Here is a 23,013-nt window from a genome sequence, read left to right as displayed (position 1 = left end):
ACCCTTGTCTTAAGCTAACGGTTGGCACTATCAGCCCCCGTATCGGACTTTCACCGACGAGTAAACGCCCATGCCGGGCGCACTAAAAAAATCTCCCCACAACGAAGTGAAGAGATTAGAATGCGTAGAAAATTAAAGCACATAAAAAATAGCTCATCTCCACTCGTTGAGTTTTAGCACTGTACAGCTTAGAGATTTGTTCCTCAGCTACATTAAGTAAAACCTTAATCCGGTAATACCTGCTGACCCGTTGGCGTCTCTCGACATTTCTGGGCAGTAGCGTGTGTCTTATACAGTAACCTCACCTAACAAGAATATTAAATTGTAATTTCTTTTAATATTATTCTTATATTTCCATAGTATGCGTCAATTTCAATGTTGTCAATGATTTATATAAATTTCATATTGATAACTTTGCTATTTTAAAAGCACTTTCCCTGCTTTTAGCTGATGCTATAAACCCTGCACTGTGACAAAATATAGCATCATCTATTTTAATTATGGAATTTATTTCTTCGCTTGTTTTTCCTCTAATTGATTCTAATAAATCTTTTCTCGCTTCAAAAGTATCAGCAGTTTTCTTTACCGTCTGAATTTTATACTCTTCATTATTATCATCTGGAGAAATAACGAACAACACCTCATTATTTGTATCTATTTTAAATAATTGTTGAAGCCAAGGGCAACCCTTTTTTAAAACCATTATTTCATTGGTATCTCTACTTTGAAAGGCCTCATTTACTATAATCCTTGCTTTTATAACAGAAACTTGCCTACTTATTATTCTTTTTATAACCTCAGTAGCATATAGAACAGCTTCCTTAAACGCATCATCTTTGGAAGAATCAGAATCCCATGTAGGATTGAATCCTTGAATAATATCGCTTATGGAAGTTACTCTAATTTCTGATTTTATGTCTATGCCATTATCTGTAGCATCAATTCCCTGCACTAAATTTTTATCAACATAATCAAAAATTGACATTATATCCTCTTCGTCAAACTCCGAATTAAATTTTTGTATTACTCGGGCTCCAAACTCTCTCCAAACTAAACCACAAGCCGCATACGGAATATTATTTTCTCTTATTTCCTTATTTAATTGGTGATGATCAAATTCCCCTAGGGCTATATCATAAACAAAGTCAAGTTTGTTTAGTATATTTTCATCTCTCGTTCTCGTCACCTTTATATCCCCTAGTATTAGACTAAGTATAGCAGTAGCCATAACATCATCTGCATGAAATTTCCCACTATGTGTTCCTAAAGTTTTAATATTCTTTTCATTAATCATAATTTACCTCTTTCATATTTATATTATAATCCCATTCAAATTCATGAACTTAGCAACAATTAATCCTATAATTCATTAATTTATTAGTATATCACAACATTGGTTTATTTACCTATAGACTTTCTTAAACCTAACTTAAATATATCTATGTTACACTCTGAAATAAATATTCAGAGTGTTCTTAACAACTAATCTATTATTCTTCACAATAATTCGGAAAAATTCCAGTGCCTACCATACTCAAGGATATTCTATTTTAGCTTGTTCAAAATTTAAATTTACTTGAGGTACTAACCATTTTAAATGTAAACAAAAACTGCTAAAATATATTCAGCAGTTCTCGCTTTAGATTATACTAAGTTTTTTTATTGTTTTATGTTCATTACAAATTAAATAGGAATATTATCAAAGTTATCTCCACTTAATACTAATATACCCCCACTTTTAATCATTGTGGCTGTCATGAATTGCTCAATATTTAACTTTAAGATTAACATTATTTACAAGGATTGACTTGTAGTTGACCTTGTCTGCATAAATATTTAGAAATATTCCATTTACATATATACGGTTAAATGGTAAGATGGTTAATATAATTAAATATTTACCATTAGTCATCAAATAAAATATTCCTTTTCACAGTGACAATAGTAATGGCCTAACAATTAGATTACCATTTATGCAGATGTGGCGGAATTGGCAGACGCACTAGAATCAGGGTCTAGCGCTTTACGGCATGCAGGTTCGATTCCTGTCATCTGCACCAAAAACACTCCTAATGAGTGTTTTTTTATTTTCCAATATTTTGGTACTATAGATACAACTACACTTAATGTTTACTTTTTCTTAATTCTACCAATGTACATCCCTCTATTGCTTGAATCCCATTTACTATACAAAAATCAAGTATTTCAGAGTTTTCAGCTCCTGGTTGAATAAGTATTTTATCTATTTTTAACTCCAGAGCTTCCTGAAGTATTTTAATCCCTTTCTCTGGGTTAATACATAAATTTAAAACTTCTATCTTATATGGTATATCACTTAAACACTTATATGCCTCTTCATTTTTAACAGAAGGGTTTACACCCACTACATTAAATCCAGCTTCTTTCAAAGAACCCAATATTTTATAAGCATATTTTAGACGATTTAACACATCTCCAACCACAACCCAGTTTTTATATTCTAAAAATTCATTAGCCTTCAATAATATCATCTCCCAACAAAATTTTTTATTACTCCACTGTTAATGTTTACTATATTAGTTTTCTATCTATTACATTTACTATTCTATCACAGTACGATACAATATTTAAATCATATTTAAAATAATTTAGCCTTTTTAGCTTGTGAATAAACGATAAGATGCAGGCATATAACCCAAAATTGGTCTATACCTGCATCTTATTATTTCTTAAACATTATACTTGTATACTGCTATTTACTCCAAATAGTAGTTTTAGCTGGAATATTATCATATATAAATTTAGCATTTTCCAAAGATAATCTTACACAGCCATGAGATACAGGAAGTCCAAGAGTATTGTCTATAATATATTTACCTTTATTATCGTATAGAACACTATGAAATAAATAATTACCTTGTATTTGAGTATAGTATTTGCATCTAGCTCCCCCATCTGCAATAAAATAGCTCCCTTTGCTTCCCACAGCAAAATCACCTTTAACAGTGGGTGTGCTTGCTTTTCCAGAAGAGCAAACCATGGATTTAACAAGATCCCATTTTTTTTTAGAGCCACTAAAAATATTTACTCTTTGATGAGACAAGTCAATCCATATAAAATAAGAAGTCAGACTATCTATGTTTTTATTATTTGCAAATTTTTCTAACTCATCTTTTGAGATTATAGCCTTCGGTATAGTTGTTTTTGTAACTGGTGATTTGTACATATTTGCTGGTGTTACAAGCATATCAAGTTTTTTCAGTGTTAAGTCACCTACTATACCATCACGGGCCAGCTTATTTCTCAATTGGAAATCAATAACCGCATAGTAAGTTAAGCTACCAAAGTCGCCATCCACATAAAGTTTGTAACCAAATTTATTAAGCTTTTGTTGTATTTCTTTTACTTTATTACCCTTATCCCCTTGTTTTATGGCTGTATAAACAATCGTCTGTTGTTTATTTTGGGTTTCAACCACAATACTTTTAACTTGATTGCTAGCATAAATTTTACTTTGGTATACTGTAACATTGTTTTGATATAATAATGAGTCATCAATAGTCAACTTCACAGGTTTACTATCTTTATTCGCTAAAGTACTTCCACCTAAAATAATCATAAGTATAAAGAGAATACATGATAAGTACCTTTTATTCATACTGATACCCCTTTTTTAGAAGTATGAAACTGTTCCCTATCAGTATATTCTCTTCGAATTAAAGTGCTCCTAAAATTTTATGTAGCAATAACGTACATAAAACTTGCAGGTGCCTTTTATAACCTTAGGAAAGCTTTTGAGATTTTTTCAGGCACAAAAAAAAGGATAAGGTTTGTAACTACCTTATCCTTAAATACGAAAACTAATTTAATAACCACTGCCATTCATTATAATAGAAGATAGGGCTCCAGCAAATAAAACAGATATTACTATTGCTACTCCAGACATAATTAACATAGCTTGAAAATAAGTTTTCTTGCTTTGATTTACATCCTTTCCAAATGCCCAAACAAACATTAAAACTATATTTGCAATAGGTATAAGTAACAATAAATAAGTGAATATCCAATCCTTTAATGTCATTGGCTGACTATTAGCACCGCCGTTTTGAACTTGATTGTCAAAATTTCTATTTTCCATAATTAGTACATCCCCCTTAAAAATATCATAAATATAAGTGCAACTTGTATAAGAATTAACAAAATAATTTCTTAATGTATAAATTATACCATATTTATAATTGAATAAGTATAAATATACTGTATTTTCACACATACCGCAAATTCACTTATGTATAGACCTAAAATGCATTATATGTATTTTATGAGACAAGTGAATTTGCTACTTTTCATCTATTGTACTAAAATAAGAAATAAGAAGAAAAATAAAGCAAATTAATTATGGAGGGATTCAAATGAAAATAATGATAATTACTTCAAGCCCAAACATCGATGGTTTAACGGCTGCCTGTGCTGAAAAAGCAAAAGTAGGAGTAGAAATGGAATCTGCTATTGCTTCAACAATAAATCTTAACACACTAAATATTTCATCTTGTCATGCTTGTGGAAACGGATGGGGTACATGCCGTAATGACCATGTCTGTCAGGTGCAAGATGATTTTCAAAAGCTACACGCAGAAATGGCAGAAGCGGACGGTTATATAATTATTACACCCGTTTACTGGGGTGATATGAGCGAATCACTTAAAGCATTTTCTGATAGGCTTAGAAGATGTGAAGCAGCAAATGGTGAGAAAAGCACTTTGGCAAATAAACCTTTTATATGCGTTGCTGCCCCTGGAGGAAGTGGAAACGGATGTCTTTCCTGTCTTAACTCCTTTGAGAGATTTGTAGACCATATTAAAGGTATAAAATATGATTTTATAGGGGTTACACAAAGAAATAGAAAGTACAAGTTAACTACTATAAGTGAAGCTGCAAATAGTATGGTACAGAGCTTAAAATTATAAAAACTGACATAACATATTTGCTTGCTTGATTAACATAAAATAGTAAAACAGCCCCAATCTTAAAGTTAAGATTGGGGCTGTTTTACTATTTATTATTCATCGCTACATTTACTTCTTTTAAATGTTTCCTAATTTCCAAATGTTGAGGACATAGTGTTTCACATTTACCACATTCTACGCAAGAAACTGCTCTTTGTTTTAAGGTTAAATCATTATTATAAGTATGGGACTGCGTGTCATATTCGTTATACATAGAAGCTTCGTTGAGTATTGCAAAGTTCTTTGGTATGTCCACACCAGTAGGACATGGCATACAATAATTACATGCTGTACATTGAACCTTAATTAATTCATTATATTTAGCTTTTACATTATGAATTATTGCTAAATCATTGGCTGTTAGAGAATTTAGAATTGCCGTGTCAGAAGTTTTAATATTCTCTATTATCTGCTCCATTGAATTCATACCACTAAGAACAGTGGTAACTTCAGGATGATTCCACACCCATCTCAAAGCCCATTCAGCAGGAGTTTTCGTAACTTCAGTCGTGTCCCATTGCTCTTTTACTAAAATTGGTGGAGTTTTCGATAATCTACCACCTTTCAATGGTTCCATAATTACTATAGCCATACCTTTTTTTGCTGCATATTCTAGTCCTTGAGTACCAGCTTGATAATTATCATCGAGAAAATTATATTGTATTTGACAAAAGTCCCAATCATATGCATCTATAATTTCTTTGAAAGTATCAAGTTTATCATGAAATGAGAATCCTATTTGCTTTATTCTGCCATCACTTAAAGCACTTTTGATAAATTTAAAAATATTTAATTCGACTAGCTTATCCCATCTTTCTTTATCTAAAGCATGAAGTAAGTACATATCTATATGGTCTGTTTGAAGTTTTTCCAATTGCTCATCTAAATATTTATCGAAGTCTTCATAGGAATTTGTAAGCCATGTAGGCAATTTAGTAGCTAATTTCACTTTTTCTCTGTAACCATCTTTGAGAGCCTTCCCCACAACTAATTCACTACTTCCCTTATGATATGGATATGCAGTATCAATATAAGTAACACCGTTATCTATTGCATACCTGATTAAAGAAATAGCTTTCTCCTCATCAATTTGCTTTTCATCAGCATTTATTATTGGTAATCGCATACATCCAAAACCAAGTGCAGAAACTTTAAAATCACATTTCCCAAATTCTCTATATTTCATTTAATACTCCTTTCAAATCTGCTAAATTAAATAACTTGAATACTCTTTATAACCATTATATACCTTATTAAATTAACTTAAAGCTAATTATAAATTTAAATTTATCTACATAAATTAAATCTGATTGAAGCTAAAAATTCATATTTAAATAATATAAAAAATAACCATCTAAATTAATAGTATGGTTATTGAAGAATCAAAGTTCGAGATCTTTTATAGTGTTTTTTTTTAATAATTTAGCTTGTTATAATTCACTTCTTTAAATTTATTTATTACTAAATCAGCCATGGAAATATCCTGACTTCCTTCAGGATCACTATTAATTCCTACACATTTCATACCTGCTTTTTTAGCCGCAAGAACCCCATTATGAGAATCCTCAATGACTATACAATTTTCAGCACTTACACCAAGCTTCTCAGCAGCAAAAATAAATATATCTGGTTCAGGCTTACTTCTCTTTACATAGTCGCCAGTAACAAAAGCTTCAAAATATTCTTCTATTTGAAATTTCTTTGCTATAGCATAAATTACATCTAGTGGTGACGACGATGCAATGGCTAGCTTAACTCCATTTTCATACAAGTCTTGTATTAGCTCTTTAACCCCATCAATAAGGATTATCTCACATTCATCCGAATTAAGGTGTTTAAAATATTTGTTTCTATCGTATTCAATTAATTCCTCAAGTGTTTGATTAAGCTTATATTTATTTTTTAGAGCTTCCCACATATAATTAGAAGTTGCCCCTACAAAAGAATGATGCTCATCATCTGTAACCTCTATGCCTAATTTTTTATAAGTCTCATTTTCAAGTTTCATATGTGTAGGTTCACTATCAATAATTACTCCATCCATATCAAATATAACTGCTTTTAGCATAAAATCACCGTCCTGTTATTTTATCGTATTTTTTATCTTTTATTATAAATTATTTTCTTTAGTAGGCCTTCATTATTAATTTCTATTCTTTTAATACTTTCCCCGTAAATAATACTTCTATCCACAAATCTAATTCCTTTGTGTTGTTAATATGTTTAAAAGTATTCTTTAACTTTAACATACTCTTGCGAATAACTAAGGTGCAATCCTATTACAGAATTACACCTTAGCCATACTTTCAATTGTTCGTTACTTTTTTTAACTAATATGGATTCTTTTATTTAGAGCTTCAGTTTTGATATTATTAGCACTTTACTTACTGTTAGATATCATAAAATCCGAGTTAATAATAACGCTTGAAACTGTGGAATTATTTTCAAGTGTTATTTTATCCCAAACAATAGAGTCGGTAATCGTATTATTGGGACCCACTCTGCAATCATTACCAATTATTGTATTTGGACCAATTGTAGAATTAGCCGCAATTTTAGTGTTTTCACCAATATACGTAGGTCCAATAATTTTAGTAGAACTATGTATTATTGTATTTTCACCTACAAATATGTCCTGGTGTTTATCTTTAATTTCTGATAGTGGATAGTCTCCACTTAAAATATCCTCATTGGCCTGAATATATTCTTCAAGGGTTCCTATGTCAATCCAATATGCATCACTTTTATAAACCGCAATAGGATATCCTTTTTTTAATAGTAAAGGAAATATTTCTTTTTCTATTGATATTAGTTGTGAATCTGGGATTTCCTTTAAAACATTTGGTTCAAATATATATATACCCGCATTAATATAGTTTGATTTTATTTCTGAAAACTTTGATTTTTCAGTAAATTTTTCAGCATAAAGATTCGCATTATATTCAATAGCATCGTAATCAGAAGGATTTTCAACTTTCGTTACTGCAATTGTAACTGATGCACATTTTTCTTTATGAAATTTAATCATATCCTCAATATTAATATCACTTAATATATCCTCAGTAAATACAATAAAAGTATCATCGAAAAATTCCACAGCATTTTTAATTGCACCTCCTGTCCCTAAAGTAATATCTCCACCTATATACTCAATTTTCAAGCCCAATTTTGTGCCATCGCCGAAATACTTCTCAATTTTTTGTGGTTTATGACCTGTACTAAGTATAATTTCATCAACACCATAATCCTTAAGTTTTAATATGTTTCTTTCTAGAAGTGGTTTCGCCACCATAGGGATCATAGATTTAGGTAAATCGTCAGTTAATGGTTCTAGGCTAGTCCCCACTCCATCCACAAGAAATAATGCTTTCATAAGTTTTCCTCCTTAATAGTTAGTCCCTTAAAGCACACTTCTTTAGCAAAAGTGTCATTATAAAGTCTTATTTATTTTTTTATGTATCAAAGTAATTTACTTGAATTTACAGTTGAAAGACCAATACTCTTATTTTTCATAACAAAAAAGCCACCATAACTAATTATTTAATATAATATTAAAATCAGCCGGTGCTCCATTATTTAAACAATATGAAATTAAAATAATCTCTTCACTGTGAATTAGTACCTATAGTCATTATACCACAACACGAGGCTATTAGCGAATTGTGGAGAAATTGTTAAATTATTAAATTAATAACCCCTCACTTTAGGCTTGTTTTCTTTTTTATAATATTTTTTAAGATGAAAAAATCTTCTTATCCTAAGATAAGAAGATATATGAATGCCCTATTAAATTTTATATAATAATAAGACCTAGTATAGCAGAAAGAGAAATAGCTTGAATAGTAGTAACCTTTGCGCCCTTAACATCAGCGATATTTACTCCTAAACCGTCAATATCACAACTAGTAAAATCTATTCCTTTAAGACTTGTGAAATTCATTTGAGATTGAGTTAGATCGGACTCTTGAAATTCAACTTTTAAAAATTTTGAATTTTGAAAATCTGAAGAACGTAATAGACATTGAAGGAATGCAACTTGCTTAGAATTAGAATAACTAAAAAAAGCAAACTGACCATTACAGTTTTCAAAAATCACATCTCTCAAAGTGGCTTCATTTAAATTAATACCAATAATTTTGCAATTTACAAATTCTACTTTATGTAATGAAGCTTCATTAAAATCTACATTTGATAAATCACAATTTTCAAATCTCACATCTACCATTTCTACACGTCTGAATGTTATTTTATTAAAAGTAACTTTTTTAAATATTACTTGTTTAAAAGCAACTCTGTCTGCTTTATGGTTTTCTAAAAAACAATCACTAACTGTTCCAAAAGAAAATTCACTTTCATCCTCAATATTTTCTTTAGATAGCTCTATAATATCTAAATCGGTTTCAAATGTAGGTCTCAAAACTTTTGTTTTTCTTTTCTTCTGTTCCATATATACTTCCTCCATTTTAATCTTTAAACAAATACCTTAAGAAAGATATTATCTAACTATTACTTTATTTATTTATAACTAGATATAATTATAACATGTTTTCATTATCCAACAGTTAAAAGTTGAATTTTTTCTCCTCATTCCTAGGTAAAACTCATGTATTCAGCATCTTGATGATACAAATATAAAAATCCAGAAAATATTTAAAATTATTATTTATTTTGGAGGATAATGTATATGATTATAGAACTATACAATTATAAATAAGTATTTTTTACTTATCTAAGTTCAATTATAAAGTAAATGTTTCTAAAATCTTTTATGAAAAATCAGAAGTATACTTAATTATTAAAATTGTTATTAGAAAATTGTTGTAATTTATTATAGGAGTGATGAATTATTATGATGAATGAAATTAAGTCAATGGATAATGTGCTTTCGAATCTCAGTTTGAGATTTATGTCTCTACAACAATATGACGAGATTATAAAGTTCAAAAAATTTAGATGGATAAAAGGATATGACAATTCACCTCAGTTACATACGTTATACCCAAGTCCTCCCTCCATACATGATAGTAAATCTATTAGAGTCAGTACAGCTGATACAATTTTTAAAATAGCACTTGTAAATAGCAATAAAATCACTCAAGAAGTTCTTGATACCTTACATAGTCATATATTTGATTGTTCTGTAGCATTTAGACTAGCACTTGTGCAATCACTTTTATGTGTAGGCAATAGCACATCCCTTCAGCCAATTCAGCAATTATTAACTGTAGAAAAAGAATCAATGGCTGTAAGAAACACTTGTGAGATAGTTCTTTATAAAGTTCTAAATAGTAAAGGTTTTCTGGATGCTGGCACTTTCATATATGTTGGAGATATTATAGATGGAGCAGCGAATGGAGAAGGAAAAATGTATTATAAACATAATGGACAGTTGATTTACGAGGGCACTTTTAAAAGTAATCTTTTTTATGGGTTAGGCATATATTACGATGATAATCGAAATGTACAAAATAAAGGTAGCTTCATGAATGGTGAGTTTGTAGAATAATGTACTCTGTAATTAGACTCAAAAATATCATCATTATACTAAATTCCTGTTTTATATGTGTTACTATTTATCTATTAGTTATATTTTATATTAAAATCACAATTTATTATGGAGGACAAGATGATTAAAACCGTAATCTTTGATATTGGCAATGTACTATTAGAATTTAACCCAACAGATTATTTTAAAAAAAATTTCAAAGCCTCATCATCGGCAATCAAAAGTTTATACACACCCTTCACCCTCCTTAGAAAAACAGGTGCCACCCAAGTGGCAAGTGGCAAGTGGCAACTTTAATATATATTATATCAACTTAGTACTCCAATGAAATTATAAAATTTGCTATTATATAAATTCCATTTAAAATCGCTTCCTCTGAGGCATCAAATTCTGGAGAATGGAGAGGATGGATTCCTTTTGTCTTGTCTTCTATTCCAAGTCTAAAATGTACTGATGAAACCACTTCTGCAAAAAACGCAAAATCCTCTGATGCAAAGGTTTTTTCTAGATGTAAAACCTTATCTGCACCTATAAGTTTTTTTGTACTCTCAATAAATTTCTTAGTTAGTAATTTATTGCTTATTAATGGAGGATATTTAAAATCATATTTTGCTTCCACCTTGCATCCGTATTTGTCCCCACACAACTGTGCATTCTTTAATATATCATCATGTAACTTATTTCTAAGTTCACTATTAAATGTTCTAACAGTACCTAAGACCTCACATTCTTCCGCTATTACATTATTTACATTTCCACATTGTATAGATGCAAAAGTAATTATATGTGGATCCAAGGGATTATTTTCAATTCTAGATTGTATATTCATACTCTGAATGAATTCTATGGCAGGATATATTGGATTTTTACATAAATGTGGCATAGCAGCATGTCCGCCCTTGCCTTTAAAAACCACATGGAAATTATCTACTGAGGCCATAGAGGCACCACTTGCTACCTCAATTGTTCCTACAAGTACATTTGGCCATACATGAAATCCAATCATATATTTAACCCGTGGCTGTTCAAGCACACCCTCCTTTATCATGGGTGCAGCTCCGCCTTCTGTTTCTTCACCCGGCTGGAAAATAAACTTTACCGTTTTATCAAAACCTATTTTCTTGAGTATTAGTGCAGTACCTAAAACAATAGCCATATGATAATCATGTCCACAAGCATGAGAGATCCCATTTACAGGTAAAGCATCCATATCTGCTCTAAGGGCAATACAACTATCTCCAAAATTTAAAGTAGCAACCACTCCAGTCCCTGCGAGCACCTTTGTATCTATATTTAAATCTTTAAAAAAATCAATAATGATACCTTGAGTCTTATTCTCCATAAAGGACAGTTCAGCATTAATATTTAGTCTTTTTCTTAAGTATTTTATAGTATCAATATTTTTTTCTATTAGTTGTCTAATATCCAAATTATCACCGCCTATAAATATACTAGTTGTTATTAATATAAGTTTATACCATAAATGTTATAAGTATGCAAGATTAAAGTTAAATAAAGTATGCACCTTTTCACATTAATAGTAATAGATTGTTTACATTATTGACATATAAATGAAACAATTATTTAGTATTATGTAGTTAGTTGTTGTTGTGTCGAAAAAAATCACCTCTGCTGTGCATTAAATCGAATTTAGTAGTATTGCCTTTAAGGGCAGAAATGGAGATAAGTTATCATGAAATCTGAATACGAAAATGTACCTGAAATGTCCAGATTAAATTCTATCTTAATTGCTTTGTGCGTTGGTGCTTCAGTTTTATCACTGGTTGGGATTAAAATACTTCTAACAGCTATGTAACTCAGTGATATACTTCTAGTGTTATCAATGGATTAATAACACTGTAATTGCTGTATATGGATATATATAAAGAAAATCTATAGAAAAAGTAAAGTTCCTGGTTGTATTATTAAGTCTGTTACAGTAATCCCACCATTTACTATTGCAGTACAAACTGTATTTAGTATATGGTGTTTTTTTATTATACTTCTTATTTTACTTTTAATTGATATGCGTTAAGAAAAATATATGTTTGAGCGACAGCGAGTTTATATTTTTTAGCATATTAATTAAAAATAAAATTAGTAGTTCTTAGCAAAGTGAATACATTAATAGTGATATATACTTTTTTTCTTTTTACATAATTTTTACTTGAGTTCCATAAAATTTTACCTTTGCTAAAACATAGTGTATAAGTTATAATTTTATTAATAATGGAGGTGCTTTTATGAACGTTGATTTTTCTAATATTAATCTGAATACCATTATTATGTTTGCACTAGCTTTATTACTTGCTTATCTTGGTATTGCGGTATTTAAAATGATTGGAAGGATAATAAGTATTGCCATCGGTATATTCCTTTTGATATATATTCTTCAACAAATAGGTATTACAATACCTATATTAACTGATATTCTTAGTGCTATTTTACAGCTATTAAAGCCAATTATTGATATTGTAATTAATTTGTTTAGTTCCGTGAAAACGAAATAACATTAATATTTTTTAAAAAGCGATTATGTTTTCACATAATCGCTTTATCTTGTTAAATTGCTTGTTTAAAATTCAGTTTTTCTACTATTATACAAGGATTAGATGTTCTGCTCACTATCGTCCTTCCCTTTAAGTCACTTTCTATTTCTTCTAATACAAATTCAATTCTACCTGGGCAATGAGGAGCAACCCTACCGCCTAGAATTTTATATACTGCAACTATCTCGCCTCTGTGTGTAACTATAGCAGTATCTTGTTTTGATACTGTTTCAAGTTTTCTCTTCCAGGACTTGCTAACTCTCTCCATTAATTGTGCTGAGTTTTGTGGAACTTCTGATATTTTTATAAGTATCATAAATCTTCCCCTAATTTATTTCTATTACACCAATATATACGCTAGGTATTCAACAATTATTCAATTAATTTACTTTTATATCTACCACTTAAAGCCAATAGCAATTGAGAAGGAATGTAGAAAACCCAAATTAAAAACCAAGAAATTTGCTGGAACCTTATAATAAAGTATGCTGTTGAAGTCAAAGTCGAAGTAACATTAGATAAGGCTACACATAAATCACATAAAAGAAAAAGCACCATTCCAATTACTACCATATATTTATTGGGAGATGGGTATAAATTGTTTTTACAAGCCTTTATAGCTTTGCTTACACTTGTAATTAAGCATATAAAATAAAATAATGAAATAGGTATTAAGATATTAATTTTTGCAATAAATAAAATGGTTATTATATAAGTGAGCACTACAAATTGAAGTGTAATAAAGAAAAATAGGAGTGTTGTCTTAAGCCTTTTAGTACTATATCTAACAGAATAAGTAATTTGAACCAGTAAAAAAAGAAATACACCAAAAACATAAAAATCAAGAACAAGCAAGCACAAATCTGCCATGACAGTTATAAATAGAGCCAATCTCAGCAGAAATATATCTCTATGTTTAGCTATATCTAAAATCGAATTTTTATTACTAACTATAGATAACAGAAAACAAAGTAGTATACATAAGTACTTTATATAATTTGAACTTATTAACCATCTCACATTATAAAAGTCCATATATAAAAACAAAATATATAAAATTAGTATTATAGCTACTATTACCTCAAGCACTAAACTATTTGATTTTCTTTTTTTCAACATAAATCACCACTTATTAATTTTTATTTTGAATAATATTTTTTTTAATAATATTATTCTTTTAGCCAATCATAAATACTCCAAAAGTATTTTCTATCTTAAATATAAACTATTATTAATAAAAAATCCACAAGCTTATTTTGATAAAGCTTGTGGATTTATAACAAATTTGCTACTTTTGCTACTTTATATTCCTTGCATAACAATGCTCTAATGTATCCTCGGTCTTTAGTAGTTGATTCTATATAAAATCCTTTTTTGTAATAAAATTTGACAAGTGAAAACACTTTAGATGCTGTATGAATATATAGACAGTCAATGCCCATCATTTCCATTAATTCATCAACTGCATTCATTAATATTCTTCCAACATCATTGTTTTGATATAGTTCTGACACACCTACTCTACTTAAATAAGCAGTGTTATCAGCTTTAATTTCAATTCTTAAACTACCAATAATTTTTTCATTAAATAGTGCTACCAAAACTTCTTTTGTTCTTACTTCTTTTTCTACCTCCTCATAGCTTTCGCTAAGGGGAGCAACCAATGCTGTAATACCTGCATTTTCAGCATACATCATAAAAGAGTCCCTGGTTAATAATCGTATTTGCTCAACATCTTTTAAAGTAGCTTTTCTAACTACTATATCCATTTTGTCCACTGATCTACCCCCAATACTATATTATTCTTATAACTATTATTATGGCGCCATTGCAATAATTTCAAGGCCCATGGTTTCTTCTAACCCAAACATGATATTCATATTCTGCACAGCCTGACCTGCAGCACCTTTTATTAAATTATCTATAGCAGCTATTATTATTACCATTTTTGTACGTTTATCTACCTTTATACCAATATGACATAAATTAGAGCCTCTTACCCATCTGGTCTCAGGAAGCCCGTCAAGTATCTTTACAAAACAATCATCTTTGTAAAAATCTCTATATAAAGCAATAATTTCTTCCGTGGTTACGTCTTTCCTAAGAGTTCCATAACAAGTGGATAAAATTCCACGATTCATCGGTACTAAGTGTGGAGTAAAAGTTATCATTACATTTTCTAAGGCAGCCCTACTCAATTCTTGTTCAATCTCTGGAGTATGCCTATGACTAGTAGCAGCATAAGCTTTAATTGATTCGTTGCATTCCGTAAAAAGTGATCCAATGTTTGCAGCTCTACCAGCTCCAGATACTCCCGATTTAGCATCAACTATTATGGAACTTAGATCTATAAGGTTATTTTTTAATAGTGGCGTAATTGCTAATATTGTAGCTGTAGGAAAACATCCTGGATTGGCTAATAAGTTGCACTCTGCTATAGCTTCCCTATTTAATTCAGTAAGACCATAAACAGCATCTTGTAGAAGTTCTTCATTTTCATGTTTAACTCCATACCACTCCTCGTATACTTCCTTAGATTTCAGCCTAAAATCTGCCCCTAAATCTATTACTTTAACACCTAAAGCTAATGCCTTTTCAGTTATATTAAAAGACTTTCCTGGAGGCATAGCAATAAAAAGAACATTTATATTTGATAATTTACTTATAGCCGTTTTCATATTAACGCAGATATCTTCTATATAACCATAGTAATTTTTATAAATTTCATTATAGGACATCCCTGCATAATTATGAGAAGAATAAAATTCTACATTTGCCCTTGGATGCTTGTATAGAAACCATGCTAGTTGTTCCCCAGCATAACCAGTTGAACCTATTATTCCAGCCTTAATCGTAAGCTACCACCTCTTTGTTTATATTTTCTAATAAAAGTTAGTATACAACTTGTTAATAAAAAAATCAATACTTTGTTGAATGTTTATTCAAATTGATGTATAATTATTCAAACTTATATAATTCAAAAAAATTGAATTTTGAAATAGGAGGCTACAATGAATAAGTATGAGGGTAAGACCTTTGTTATAAAATATGGTGGAAGTATAATGAGTAACGATACGGCTAAAAAAGCCTTTGTAGAAGATGTTGCATTTATGACAAGTGTTGGTATTAAAGTGGTTATAGTTCATGGTGGTGGCCCTTTAATAAATAAGTGGGTTAAAAAAATTGGCGGTGAAAATAAATTTATAAGTGGCTTAAGGGTAACAAACCATGAAACTATGGAAATTGTAGAGATGGTATTATCTGGCAATATTAACAAAAGGGTATCCTCTAGTTTAAGTATTAGAGGACTAAAAGCCATAGGTGTAAGCGGTAAAGATAGCAATTTAATAAAGGCTAAGAAAAAGTTTGTTTATGAAGGTAGTAATAAGGTTGATATAGGCTTTGTTGGTGAGGTTGTTAATGTTAATACAGCGCTTTTATTAGATTTACTTAATAAAAACTATATTCCTGTTATATCACCTATTGGCTCAGATGCAGAAGGAAACAGTTATAATATAAATGCAGATTATGCTGCAGCTTATATTAGCGGGGCATTAAAAGCAGAAAAGCTATTAATAATGACGGATATAGAAGGAGTATATACAGATATAAATGATTCTTCAACACTATTATCTTCAATTACTAAAGACGAGATCAAGGAATATATAAATGATGGTGTCATTAACGGTGGCATGATTCCAAAGCTAGAATGCTGCGTCGCTGCCATTAATAACGGTACCAAGAATGTTCATCTGGTAGACGGAAGAGAAAAACACAGCTTATTATTAAACATAATTAAGAATTGCGGAACTAAAATTATAGCAGCGAAAGGGGTAAATAAATGTCAAAAAATTGTATAATGGATACCTACGGAAGATTTAATGTTAATTTTGAAAGAGGAATAGGTTGTAAACTTTATGATGCATTGGGAACTGAATATGTAGATTTTGTCTCCGGTGTTGCAGTAAATTGTTTAGGACATTGCCATCCTACTATAATAAATGCACTAGCAAAGCAAAGTAGTCAACTTATTCATGTATCAAATTACTATTGGAATCTTCCCCAGGCTCTTCTTTCCGAGAAACTAATAGATAATTGTGATCATAGCAAAGTATTTTTTTGTAATAGTGGCACTGAGTCTGTGGAAACCGCATTAAAAATGGCAAGAAAATATGGTAAATTAAAAGGTGGTCCAGATAAAAATGTATTCATATATATGAATAATTCTTTTCACGGTAGAACTATGGGTGCACTTTCTGTTACTGGACAGGAGAGATATCAGGAGGATTTCCGTCCTTTAATTGGAGGCACAAGGAACGTAATTTTCAATGATATAGAAGATTTAAAAAGGAACTTCGACGGAACAGTATGCGGCATAATAATCGAACCAATTCAAGGAGAAGGTGGAATAAATATAGCAAACGCAGAGTTTTTACAGGAAGCAAAAAATCTGTGTGACAAATATGATGCACTACTAATTTTTGATGAAGTTCAATGTGGTATGGGGCGCCTGGGAAGTCTTTTTGCTTATAAGAAATTTTCAGTTATTCCTGATATAATATGTATAGCTAAGGCTTTAGGAGGAGGTTTCCCAATAGGTGCTACCGTTGCAAGCGAAAAAGCTTCAAGTGCTTTTGTACCCGGGGACCATGGATGCACTTTTGGTGGTAATCCACTTGGATGTGCAGTTGGTGTTGCAGTTTTAACAGAACTAATAGATGGTGGCATTATATCCCAAATAGAAGAAAAGAGTATATATCTAAAAGATGAACTGCTTAAGCTCAAGGAAAAATACGGCATAATAGATGAAGTAAAAGGCATGGGTCTATTAATTGGCATAAGTCTAAAAACCGACGCAAAGGAATTCAGTAAATTGTGTTTTGACAAAAAACTTCTCCTTGTAACTGCTGGTGAAAATGTGGTGAGATTACTTCCTCCACTTAATGTATCAAAAAAAGATATTGATGAGTCCTTAGCTATCCTTGAAGTAGTACTATCTGAAATTGCTGGTTAAATTATAATTTTCACGGTAGCAATATTAATTAGGAGATGAAGATTTGGATATTAAAAAAGTAATAGAACAAAACATAGATACTATAAAAAAGTTAAGAAAAAAAATCAATGTTAATGCTGAATTATCTTTTAAGGAGTTTAATACTCAAAAAATCATTCTTGATTTTCTAAAAGACTTAGATATAAATACAAAGGTACTAGCCAGTACCGGAGTTGTCTCCACTTTGAATGCTGGAAGGGAGTGTATTGCTTTAAGAGCGGATATGGATGCTTTACCTGTAAATGGTATTGCCCATGCCTGTGGACACGACTATCATATGGCTATTGTTCTAGGTACTGCACTTATACTTAAAAAAATAGGCTTTCCTAATGCTGTAAAATTCATTTTCCAACCTGGTGAGGAGTCAGGAGGAGGTGGCGCTCTTCCAATGATAAAAGAAGGTGTACTTGAAAATCCTCGAGTTAAATATATAATTGGATTTCATGTATGGCCTAATGTACCTGTTGGCTGCATAGAGGTGGCAGTTGGTGCCTCTATGGCCTCAGTAGATGATCTGCACATAAGTTTCATCGGTAGTGGTGGACATGCAGCCACACCTCACCTTTGTAAGAATCCAATGTATCCTGCCATGGAGTTTATTCAAAGTATGAATATACAATCTAGAATAGAAAATAATCCCTTAGACTCACATATAATCACTTTTTCTTCTATACAATGTGGCAATGCTCCTAATGTAATATCAGATAAATGCGAGGTTTTAGGTACTGTTAGAACTTTTAATGATAAGCTTAGAAAGAAGTTATATGAGGATATAGTAAAAAATTCTCGTTTATGCGCAGAAAAATATGGATGTAATGTAGATTTGAATTATGATTTTCAATATCCTCCTCTAATAAGCAATGAACCATTGACCAATAAATTTATTAATTTTACAAAAACACTAATTGGAGAAGATAAGGTTTTGCCATTAGAAAAAAGCTTTGCAGCAGAGGATTTTGCATACTTTGCGCAGAAGGTTCCATCAGTTCATTTCAGACTTGGCATTGCAGCTAATGATAAAGGAATTCATCCTCTTCATTCGCCTAACTTTGATGCTTCAGAAGAGGCCATTTTGAATGGAATCTATATAATAGTTAATTTTATACTTAATATGGAAAAGGAATTGAAAAGCTAATACTCCTTGCAATATAGCAAATTTATTATATTACGACGTAGAAGTTGTACATATACAAAAAACTATGATTTTCAAAATCATAGTTTTTTGTATATATATTTTCACTAATCTATAATGTTAAACACTTCTAAATTTGAACTATTAATATTCTTCTTCATAAGGTCTACTATTGCTTTTGCAGTATCTAAAGAAGTTATGACTCCAACATTATTCTCTATGGCTGTTCTTCTAATTCTAAAACCCTCCCTATTGGAATCATTTCCTTTAGTAGGTGTATTTATCACTAAATCAACCTGTCTACTTTTTATTACATTAATGATACTCGGGGTTCCTTCTGTGATTTTTTTAACTCCTAAACCATCAAGACCATTGTCTTTTAATAACTTAGCTGTGCCCTTTGTTGCTATAAATTTATAGCCGAGTTCACTAAAAGCCTTTGCTATATACAAAAACTCCTCATTATCCTGAGGATTTATGGTTGCCAAAATAACCCCCGTTTCTTTTTTAATCTTCATTCCTGAGGCAACAAGACCTTTATATAATGCTTCATCAAAGTTTCTCCCTATTCCTAGCACCTCACCTGTAGATCTCATTTCTGGTCCTAGGCACACCTCCACCTCTGGAAGTTTTTGAGTTGAGAATACGGGTACCTTTACTGACACTAATTTAGGTTCCACGTAAACCCCACTACCATATCCTAAATCTTTTAATTTTTCTCCTAGCATAACCCTTGTTGCCAGTTCTACTATCGGTACTTTACTAACCTTACTAATGTATGGAACTGTACGACTAGCTCTTGGATTAGCTTCTATTATATACAATTCATCCTTATACTCTATAAACTGAATATTAATCATCCCTATTACTTCTAGTCCTATTGCTACCTTTTTAGTATATTCAAATATTTTTTCTTTTATAGCCTTGGATATATTTTGACTTGGATATATTGTAATACTATCTCCAGAGTGAACCCCTGCTCTTTCTAAATGTTCCATAATACCTGGTATTAATATATCGTTGCCGTCACAAATAGCATCAACTTCTATTTCTCTTCCCAATAAATATCTATCTATTAAAACTGGGTTTTTCTTATCCTTTATAAAAGCATTCACTAAATAGTATTTTAATTCTTTTGCAGAATAAGTTATTTTCATGCCTTGTCCACCTAATACATAGGAGGGTCTAACCAGCACTGGATACCCTATAATTTCAGCCTCTTTTAATCCTTCTTTTAAGTCCCAAACTGCTTTTCCCTTTGGTCTATTTATATGTAATTTTTCTAGGAGTGCATCAAATTTTTCTCTATCTTCTGCCATATCCATTTGTTCGGGCTTAGTTCCATATATAGATATATTTTTTTCCCTTAAAAACTCAGCAAGTTTAATCGCGGTTTGCCCTCCAAATTGAAGTATAACTCCATCTGGATTTTCTTTTTCAACAATATTAAACACATCTTCCTCTGTTAATGGTTCAAAATATAATTTATCGGAAATATTAAAGTCTGTACTTACTGTCTCCGGGTTATTATTTACTATTATAGTCTCAATCCCTAGCTTTCTAAGAGCAATTACACTCTGAACAGATGCATAATCAAACTCGATGCCCTGTCCTATTCTTATAGGACCTGAGCCTATTACCATAACCTTACGCCTGCTGTTTACCTTCACCTCATCATATTCATCATAGGTTGAGTAATAATAAGGTGATAAGGCTTCAAATTCACCTGCGCAAGTGTCCACCATTTTATAGACAGGCTTAATGTTCCATATATTTCTAAGTTCATATACTACATTTGGCATAACCCCTAATAAATCTGCAATCCCTTTATCAGAAAACCCTTTTTTCTTTAATAATTGTAACCAATCTTTATTCATATCTTCTAGGGTGGAATTTTTTATCTTTTCCTCTTCATCTACTATCCACTTGATTTTATTTACAAAAAATTTATCTATGCCTGTAATTTCCGAAACTTTTTCCACCATATACTCACGTCTGAGCATTTCAGCTAAATGAAATAGTCTTTCATCATCAGGAGCCATAACTCTCTCTTTTAATTCTTGCAGACTTTTTTGTTCTAGCGCATCATATTGCAGTGAATACTTTCCTATTTCTAAAGAACAGATTCCTTTTAGTAGAGCTGCTTCAAAATTGCTTCCAATTGCCATTACTTCTCCTGTAGCCATCATTTTTGTTCCCAAAGCTCTATTTGCTCCTTGAAACTTATCAAAAGGCCATTTAGGTATTTTAACTACCACATAGTCTAGTGATGGCTCAAAACAAGCATAAGTTTTTTGTGTAACTGCATTTTTTATCTCATCTAGAGCATAACCCAGTGCTATTTTCGCTGCTACTTTTGCAATGGGATATCCTGTAGCTTTTGATGCTAGTGCAGAGGATCTACTTACCCTGGGGTTTATTTCTATAACTGCATACTCAAAGCTTTTTGGGTGAAGAGCAAGTTGAACATTGCAGCCGCCTTCTATGCCTACATTGTTTATAATATCTATGGATGCACTTCTAAGCATTTGGTATTCTTTATCTGAAAGAGTTTGGCTTGGCGCTACCACAATACTATCTCCAGTATGTATTCCTACAGGATCTATATTTTCCATGTTGCATACACAAATACAATTACCACGGGCATCTCTCATAACCTCATATTCTATCTCTTTCCATCCCTTTATACTCTTTTCTAAAAGCACCTGACCGATAGAACTTAATTGTAAACCAAGTTCTAAAATTTCAACGAGTTCATCTTCAGACTCAGCAATTCCTCCACCACTTCCACCTAGAGTATAAGCCGGCCTTACAATTACAGGATATCCTATTTCGTCTGCAAATCTTAATCCTTCTTCCATATCTGTAACAATGAAGCTTTCCACAACCGGCTGATTAATCTCCTGCATAAGATTTCTAAAGAGTTCTCTATCTTCACCTTTTTTTATTGCTTCTATAGAGGTTCCAATTACTCTCACCTTATATTTATCTAAAATACCATTATCAGCTAATTCCACAGCTAAATTCAATGCCGTTTGACCACCCATACCTGCAAGCAAACTATCCGGTCTTTCCTTATCAATAATTTTTTCTAGAAATTCTATAGTTAGTGGCTCTATATAAACAATACCTGCCACCTCTTTATCTGTCATTATTGTTGCTGGATTACTATTAACAAGTACGACTTCTACCCCTTCTTCTTTTAATGCTTGGCAAGCTTGGGTTCCAGAATAATCAAACTCCGCAGCTTGGCCTATTATTATTGGACCTGATCCAATTACTAATACTTTTTTAATGCTTTTATCTAATGGCATATGAACCCTCCTCTGTTTTATCTGAAAGAAATTTATCAAAAATTTCATCTATATCCTTAGGTCCCGGGCAAGCTTCTGGATGGAACTGCACAGAAAATATAGGCATAGTCTTATGTTTCATTCCTTCGATTGTTCCATCATTTACACTTACATGAGTAATTTCCATATCTTTAGGAAGTTCACTAACATAATACCCGTGGTTTTGCGAGGTAATATAAACTTTATTCTCCTTTATATCTTTAACAGGATGATTGCACCCTCTATGACCAAATTTAAGTTTTTTTGTTTTACCTCCAAGAGCTAAGGCTAAAAGTTGATGGCCTAAACAAATTCCAACTATAGGTTTTTTACCTATAATTTCTTTCAGCATCTTGATTACCTCGCCTAAATCTTCTGGATCTCCAGGTCCATTTGATAAAAATATTAAATCTGGATTAACCTTTAATATTTGCTGAGATGAAACATCTGCAGGAA

At 31.2% G+C, this 23,013-nt stretch carries 23 protein-coding genes, 1 tRNA gene and 1 riboswitch; of the genes, 9 read left to right on the top strand and 15 right to left on the bottom strand.

What is annotated here, in order from left to right; genetic code table 11:
* Positions 1-151: 151 nt before the first annotated feature.
* Positions 152-320: riboswitch (M-box (ykoK) riboswitch) on the bottom strand.
* A gap of 80 nt (positions 321-400) precedes the next feature.
* Positions 401-1,294, bottom strand: a complete 894-nt coding sequence (locus tag KPL51_RS21345; RefSeq protein ID WP_216166146.1) for an MYG1 family protein — start codon at positions 1,292-1,294, stop codon at positions 401-403.
* A gap of 681 nt (positions 1,295-1,975) precedes the next feature.
* Here KPL51_RS21345 and KPL51_RS21340 point away from each other — a divergent pair.
* Positions 1,976-2,060 (top strand) — tRNA-Leu (locus KPL51_RS21340).
* Positions 2,061-2,123: 63 nt separating this feature from the next.
* On the opposite strand, the gene KPL51_RS21335 is transcribed toward KPL51_RS21340, so the two are convergent.
* The 3 genes from KPL51_RS21335 to KPL51_RS21325 form a co-directional block, all read right to left on the bottom strand.
* The gene (locus tag KPL51_RS21335; protein ID WP_216166144.1) at positions 2,124-2,501 is read right to left on the bottom strand and encodes a CoA-binding protein; all 378 of its coding nucleotides are present in this window, start codon (positions 2,499-2,501) and stop codon (positions 2,124-2,126) included.
* Positions 2,502-2,731: 230 nt separating this feature from the next.
* Complete coding sequence (locus KPL51_RS21330) at positions 2,732-3,637, bottom strand: L,D-transpeptidase family protein (protein ID WP_216166142.1); 906 nt, start codon at positions 3,635-3,637, stop codon at positions 2,732-2,734.
* A gap of 207 nt (positions 3,638-3,844) precedes the next feature.
* On the bottom strand, positions 3,845-4,117 hold the full coding sequence (locus KPL51_RS21325) for a hypothetical protein (RefSeq protein ID WP_224854617.1): 273 nt from the start codon (positions 4,115-4,117) through the stop codon (positions 3,845-3,847).
* A 274-nt stretch (positions 4,118-4,391) separates the two neighbouring features.
* Between KPL51_RS21325 and KPL51_RS21320 the strand changes: the two genes are divergently transcribed.
* Entirely contained in the window at positions 4,392-4,946 is a 555-nt protein-coding gene (locus KPL51_RS21320) for a flavodoxin family protein (protein ID WP_216166140.1), read from the top strand.
* An 85-nt stretch (positions 4,947-5,031) separates the two neighbouring features.
* On the opposite strand, the gene KPL51_RS21315 is transcribed toward KPL51_RS21320, so the two are convergent.
* From KPL51_RS21315 to KPL51_RS21300, 4 genes are all read right to left on the bottom strand, one after another.
* Entirely contained in the window at positions 5,032-6,171 is a 1,140-nt protein-coding gene (locus KPL51_RS21315) for an aldo/keto reductase (protein ID WP_216166138.1), read from the bottom strand.
* Between the two features lie 228 nt (positions 6,172-6,399).
* Positions 6,400-7,053, bottom strand: a complete 654-nt coding sequence (locus tag KPL51_RS21310) for an HAD family hydrolase (RefSeq protein WP_216166136.1) — start codon at positions 7,051-7,053, stop codon at positions 6,400-6,402.
* Positions 7,054-7,365: 312 nt separating this feature from the next.
* Positions 7,366-8,358 (bottom strand): nucleotidyltransferase family protein, encoded by a 993-nt coding sequence (locus KPL51_RS21305; RefSeq protein ID WP_216166134.1) that lies wholly within the window; start codon positions 8,356-8,358, stop codon positions 7,366-7,368.
* A gap of 420 nt (positions 8,359-8,778) precedes the next feature.
* Complete coding sequence (locus tag KPL51_RS21300; protein WP_216166132.1) at positions 8,779-9,432, bottom strand: pentapeptide repeat-containing protein; 654 nt, start codon at positions 9,430-9,432, stop codon at positions 8,779-8,781.
* Positions 9,433-9,834: 402 nt separating this feature from the next.
* On the opposite strand from KPL51_RS21300, the gene KPL51_RS21295 reads away from it, so the two are divergent.
* Positions 9,835-10,491, top strand: coding sequence for an MORN repeat-containing protein (locus tag KPL51_RS21295; protein WP_216166130.1), 657 nt, complete (start codon positions 9,835-9,837; stop codon positions 10,489-10,491).
* A 120-nt stretch (positions 10,492-10,611) separates the two neighbouring features.
* Positions 10,612-10,788: a hypothetical protein gene (locus tag KPL51_RS21290; protein ID WP_216166128.1), complete on the top strand. Its 177-nt coding sequence runs from the start codon at positions 10,612-10,614 to the stop codon at positions 10,786-10,788.
* Positions 10,789-10,804: 16 nt separating this feature from the next.
* On the opposite strand, the gene KPL51_RS21285 is transcribed toward KPL51_RS21290, so the two are convergent.
* Entirely contained in the window at positions 10,805-11,920 is a 1,116-nt protein-coding gene (locus KPL51_RS21285) for a M20 metallopeptidase family protein (protein WP_216166126.1), read from the bottom strand.
* Positions 11,921-12,184: 264 nt separating this feature from the next.
* Between KPL51_RS21285 and KPL51_RS24155 the strand changes: the two genes are divergently transcribed.
* A complete protein-coding gene (locus KPL51_RS24155; RefSeq protein WP_263628401.1) occupies positions 12,185-12,307 on the top strand; it encodes a hypothetical protein in 123 nt (40 codons plus the stop codon).
* Positions 12,308-12,734: 427 nt separating this feature from the next.
* Complete coding sequence (locus KPL51_RS21280) at positions 12,735-13,001, top strand: hypothetical protein (protein WP_216166124.1); 267 nt, start codon at positions 12,735-12,737, stop codon at positions 12,999-13,001.
* A 52-nt stretch (positions 13,002-13,053) separates the two neighbouring features.
* On the opposite strand, the gene KPL51_RS21275 is transcribed toward KPL51_RS21280, so the two are convergent.
* The 4 genes from KPL51_RS21275 to argC form a co-directional block, all read right to left on the bottom strand.
* Entirely contained in the window at positions 13,054-13,356 is a 303-nt protein-coding gene (locus KPL51_RS21275) for a hypothetical protein (protein ID WP_216166122.1), read from the bottom strand.
* 56 nt (positions 13,357-13,412) lie between these two features.
* Positions 13,413-14,159, bottom strand: a complete 747-nt coding sequence (locus KPL51_RS21270; protein WP_216166120.1) for a lysoplasmalogenase family protein — start codon at positions 14,157-14,159, stop codon at positions 13,413-13,415.
* Between the two features lie 155 nt (positions 14,160-14,314).
* Positions 14,315-14,809 carry a GNAT family N-acetyltransferase gene (locus KPL51_RS21265; RefSeq protein ID WP_216166150.1) on the bottom strand — a complete coding sequence of 165 codons (495 nt, stop codon included), beginning with the start codon at positions 14,807-14,809 and terminating at the stop codon, positions 14,315-14,317.
* A 48-nt stretch (positions 14,810-14,857) separates the two neighbouring features.
* The gene (argC, locus tag KPL51_RS21260) at positions 14,858-15,892 is read right to left on the bottom strand and encodes an N-acetyl-gamma-glutamyl-phosphate reductase (protein WP_216166148.1); all 1,035 of its coding nucleotides are present in this window, start codon (positions 15,890-15,892) and stop codon (positions 14,858-14,860) included.
* Between the two features lie 159 nt (positions 15,893-16,051).
* Here argC and argB point away from each other — a divergent pair, with 159 nt between their 5' ends.
* Genes argB through KPL51_RS21245 form a run of 3 tightly spaced genes read left to right on the top strand, consistent with a single transcriptional unit; the run spans position 16,052 to position 19,228 of the window.
* A complete protein-coding gene (gene argB / locus KPL51_RS21255; protein WP_216166118.1) occupies positions 16,052-16,900 on the top strand; it encodes an acetylglutamate kinase in 849 nt (282 codons plus the stop codon).
* Positions 16,882-18,054 carry an aspartate aminotransferase family protein gene (locus KPL51_RS21250; RefSeq protein ID WP_216166116.1) on the top strand — a complete coding sequence of 391 codons (1,173 nt, stop codon included), beginning with the start codon at positions 16,882-16,884 and terminating at the stop codon, positions 18,052-18,054. The genes argB and KPL51_RS21250 overlap by 19 nt, the downstream gene beginning before the upstream one ends.
* Positions 18,055-18,097: 43 nt before the next feature.
* Complete coding sequence (locus KPL51_RS21245) at positions 18,098-19,228, top strand: M20 metallopeptidase family protein (RefSeq protein WP_216166114.1); 1,131 nt, start codon at positions 18,098-18,100, stop codon at positions 19,226-19,228.
* 104 nt (positions 19,229-19,332) lie between these two features.
* On the opposite strand, the gene carB is transcribed toward KPL51_RS21245, so the two are convergent.
* Positions 19,333-22,539, bottom strand: a complete 3,207-nt coding sequence (gene carB / locus KPL51_RS21240; RefSeq protein WP_216166112.1) for a carbamoyl-phosphate synthase large subunit — start codon at positions 22,537-22,539, stop codon at positions 19,333-19,335.
* Positions 22,526-23,013: glutamine amidotransferase-related protein (locus KPL51_RS21235; protein WP_216166103.1), on the bottom strand; the 488-nt coding region annotated here is incomplete at its 5' end. The genes KPL51_RS21235 and carB, both read right to left, overlap by 14 nt.

Source organism: Clostridium bowmanii, assembly GCF_018861315.1.
Lineage (GTDB): Bacteria > Bacillota > Clostridia > Clostridiales > Clostridiaceae > Clostridium_AD > Clostridium_AD bowmanii.
The sequence above is the reverse complement of the archived record's forward strand: the minus strand, read 5'-3'. Positions and strand labels throughout refer to the sequence as shown.

Bases quoted from the DNA above. Each gene is read 5' to 3' on its own strand.
- KPL51_RS21320 (WP_216166140.1), top strand. From the start codon at position 4,392: ATGAAAATAATGATAATTACTTCAAGCCCAAACATCGATGGTTTAACG.
- KPL51_RS21345 (WP_216166146.1), bottom strand. From the start codon at position 1,294: ATGATTAATGAAAAGAATATTAAAACTTTAGGAACACATAGTGGGAAA.
- KPL51_RS21265 (WP_216166150.1), bottom strand. From the start codon at position 14,809: ATGGATATAGTAGTTAGAAAAGCTACTTTAAAAGATGTTGAGCAAATA.
- KPL51_RS21280 (WP_216166124.1), top strand. From the start codon at position 12,735: ATGAACGTTGATTTTTCTAATATTAATCTGAATACCATTATTATGTTT.
- KPL51_RS21250 (WP_216166116.1), top strand. From the start codon at position 16,882: ATGTCAAAAAATTGTATAATGGATACCTACGGAAGATTTAATGTTAAT.
- KPL51_RS21310 (WP_216166136.1), bottom strand. From the start codon at position 7,053: ATGCTAAAAGCAGTTATATTTGATATGGATGGAGTAATTATTGATAGT.
- argB (WP_216166118.1), top strand. From the start codon at position 16,052: ATGAATAAGTATGAGGGTAAGACCTTTGTTATAAAATATGGTGGAAGT.
- KPL51_RS21300 (WP_216166132.1), bottom strand. From the start codon at position 9,432: ATGGAACAGAAGAAAAGAAAAACAAAAGTTTTGAGACCTACATTTGAA.
- KPL51_RS21305 (WP_216166134.1), bottom strand. From the start codon at position 8,358: ATGAAAGCATTATTTCTTGTGGATGGAGTGGGGACTAGCCTAGAACCA.
- KPL51_RS21315 (WP_216166138.1), bottom strand. From the start codon at position 6,171: ATGAAATATAGAGAATTTGGGAAATGTGATTTTAAAGTTTCTGCACTT.
- KPL51_RS21295 (WP_216166130.1), top strand. From the start codon at position 9,835: ATGATGAATGAAATTAAGTCAATGGATAATGTGCTTTCGAATCTCAGT.
- KPL51_RS21270 (WP_216166120.1), bottom strand. From the start codon at position 14,159: ATGTTGAAAAAAAGAAAATCAAATAGTTTAGTGCTTGAGGTAATAGTA.
- KPL51_RS21330 (WP_216166142.1), bottom strand. From the start codon at position 3,637: ATGAATAAAAGGTACTTATCATGTATTCTCTTTATACTTATGATTATT.
- KPL51_RS21325 (WP_224854617.1), bottom strand. From the start codon at position 4,117: ATGGAAAATAGAAATTTTGACAATCAAGTTCAAAACGGCGGTGCTAAT.
- KPL51_RS21275 (WP_216166122.1), bottom strand. From the start codon at position 13,356: ATGATACTTATAAAAATATCAGAAGTTCCACAAAACTCAGCACAATTA.
- carB (WP_216166112.1), bottom strand. From the start codon at position 22,539: ATGCCATTAGATAAAAGCATTAAAAAAGTATTAGTAATTGGATCAGGT.
- KPL51_RS24155 (WP_263628401.1), top strand. From the start codon at position 12,185: ATGAAATCTGAATACGAAAATGTACCTGAAATGTCCAGATTAAATTCT.
- KPL51_RS21290 (WP_216166128.1), top strand. From the start codon at position 10,612: ATGATTAAAACCGTAATCTTTGATATTGGCAATGTACTATTAGAATTT.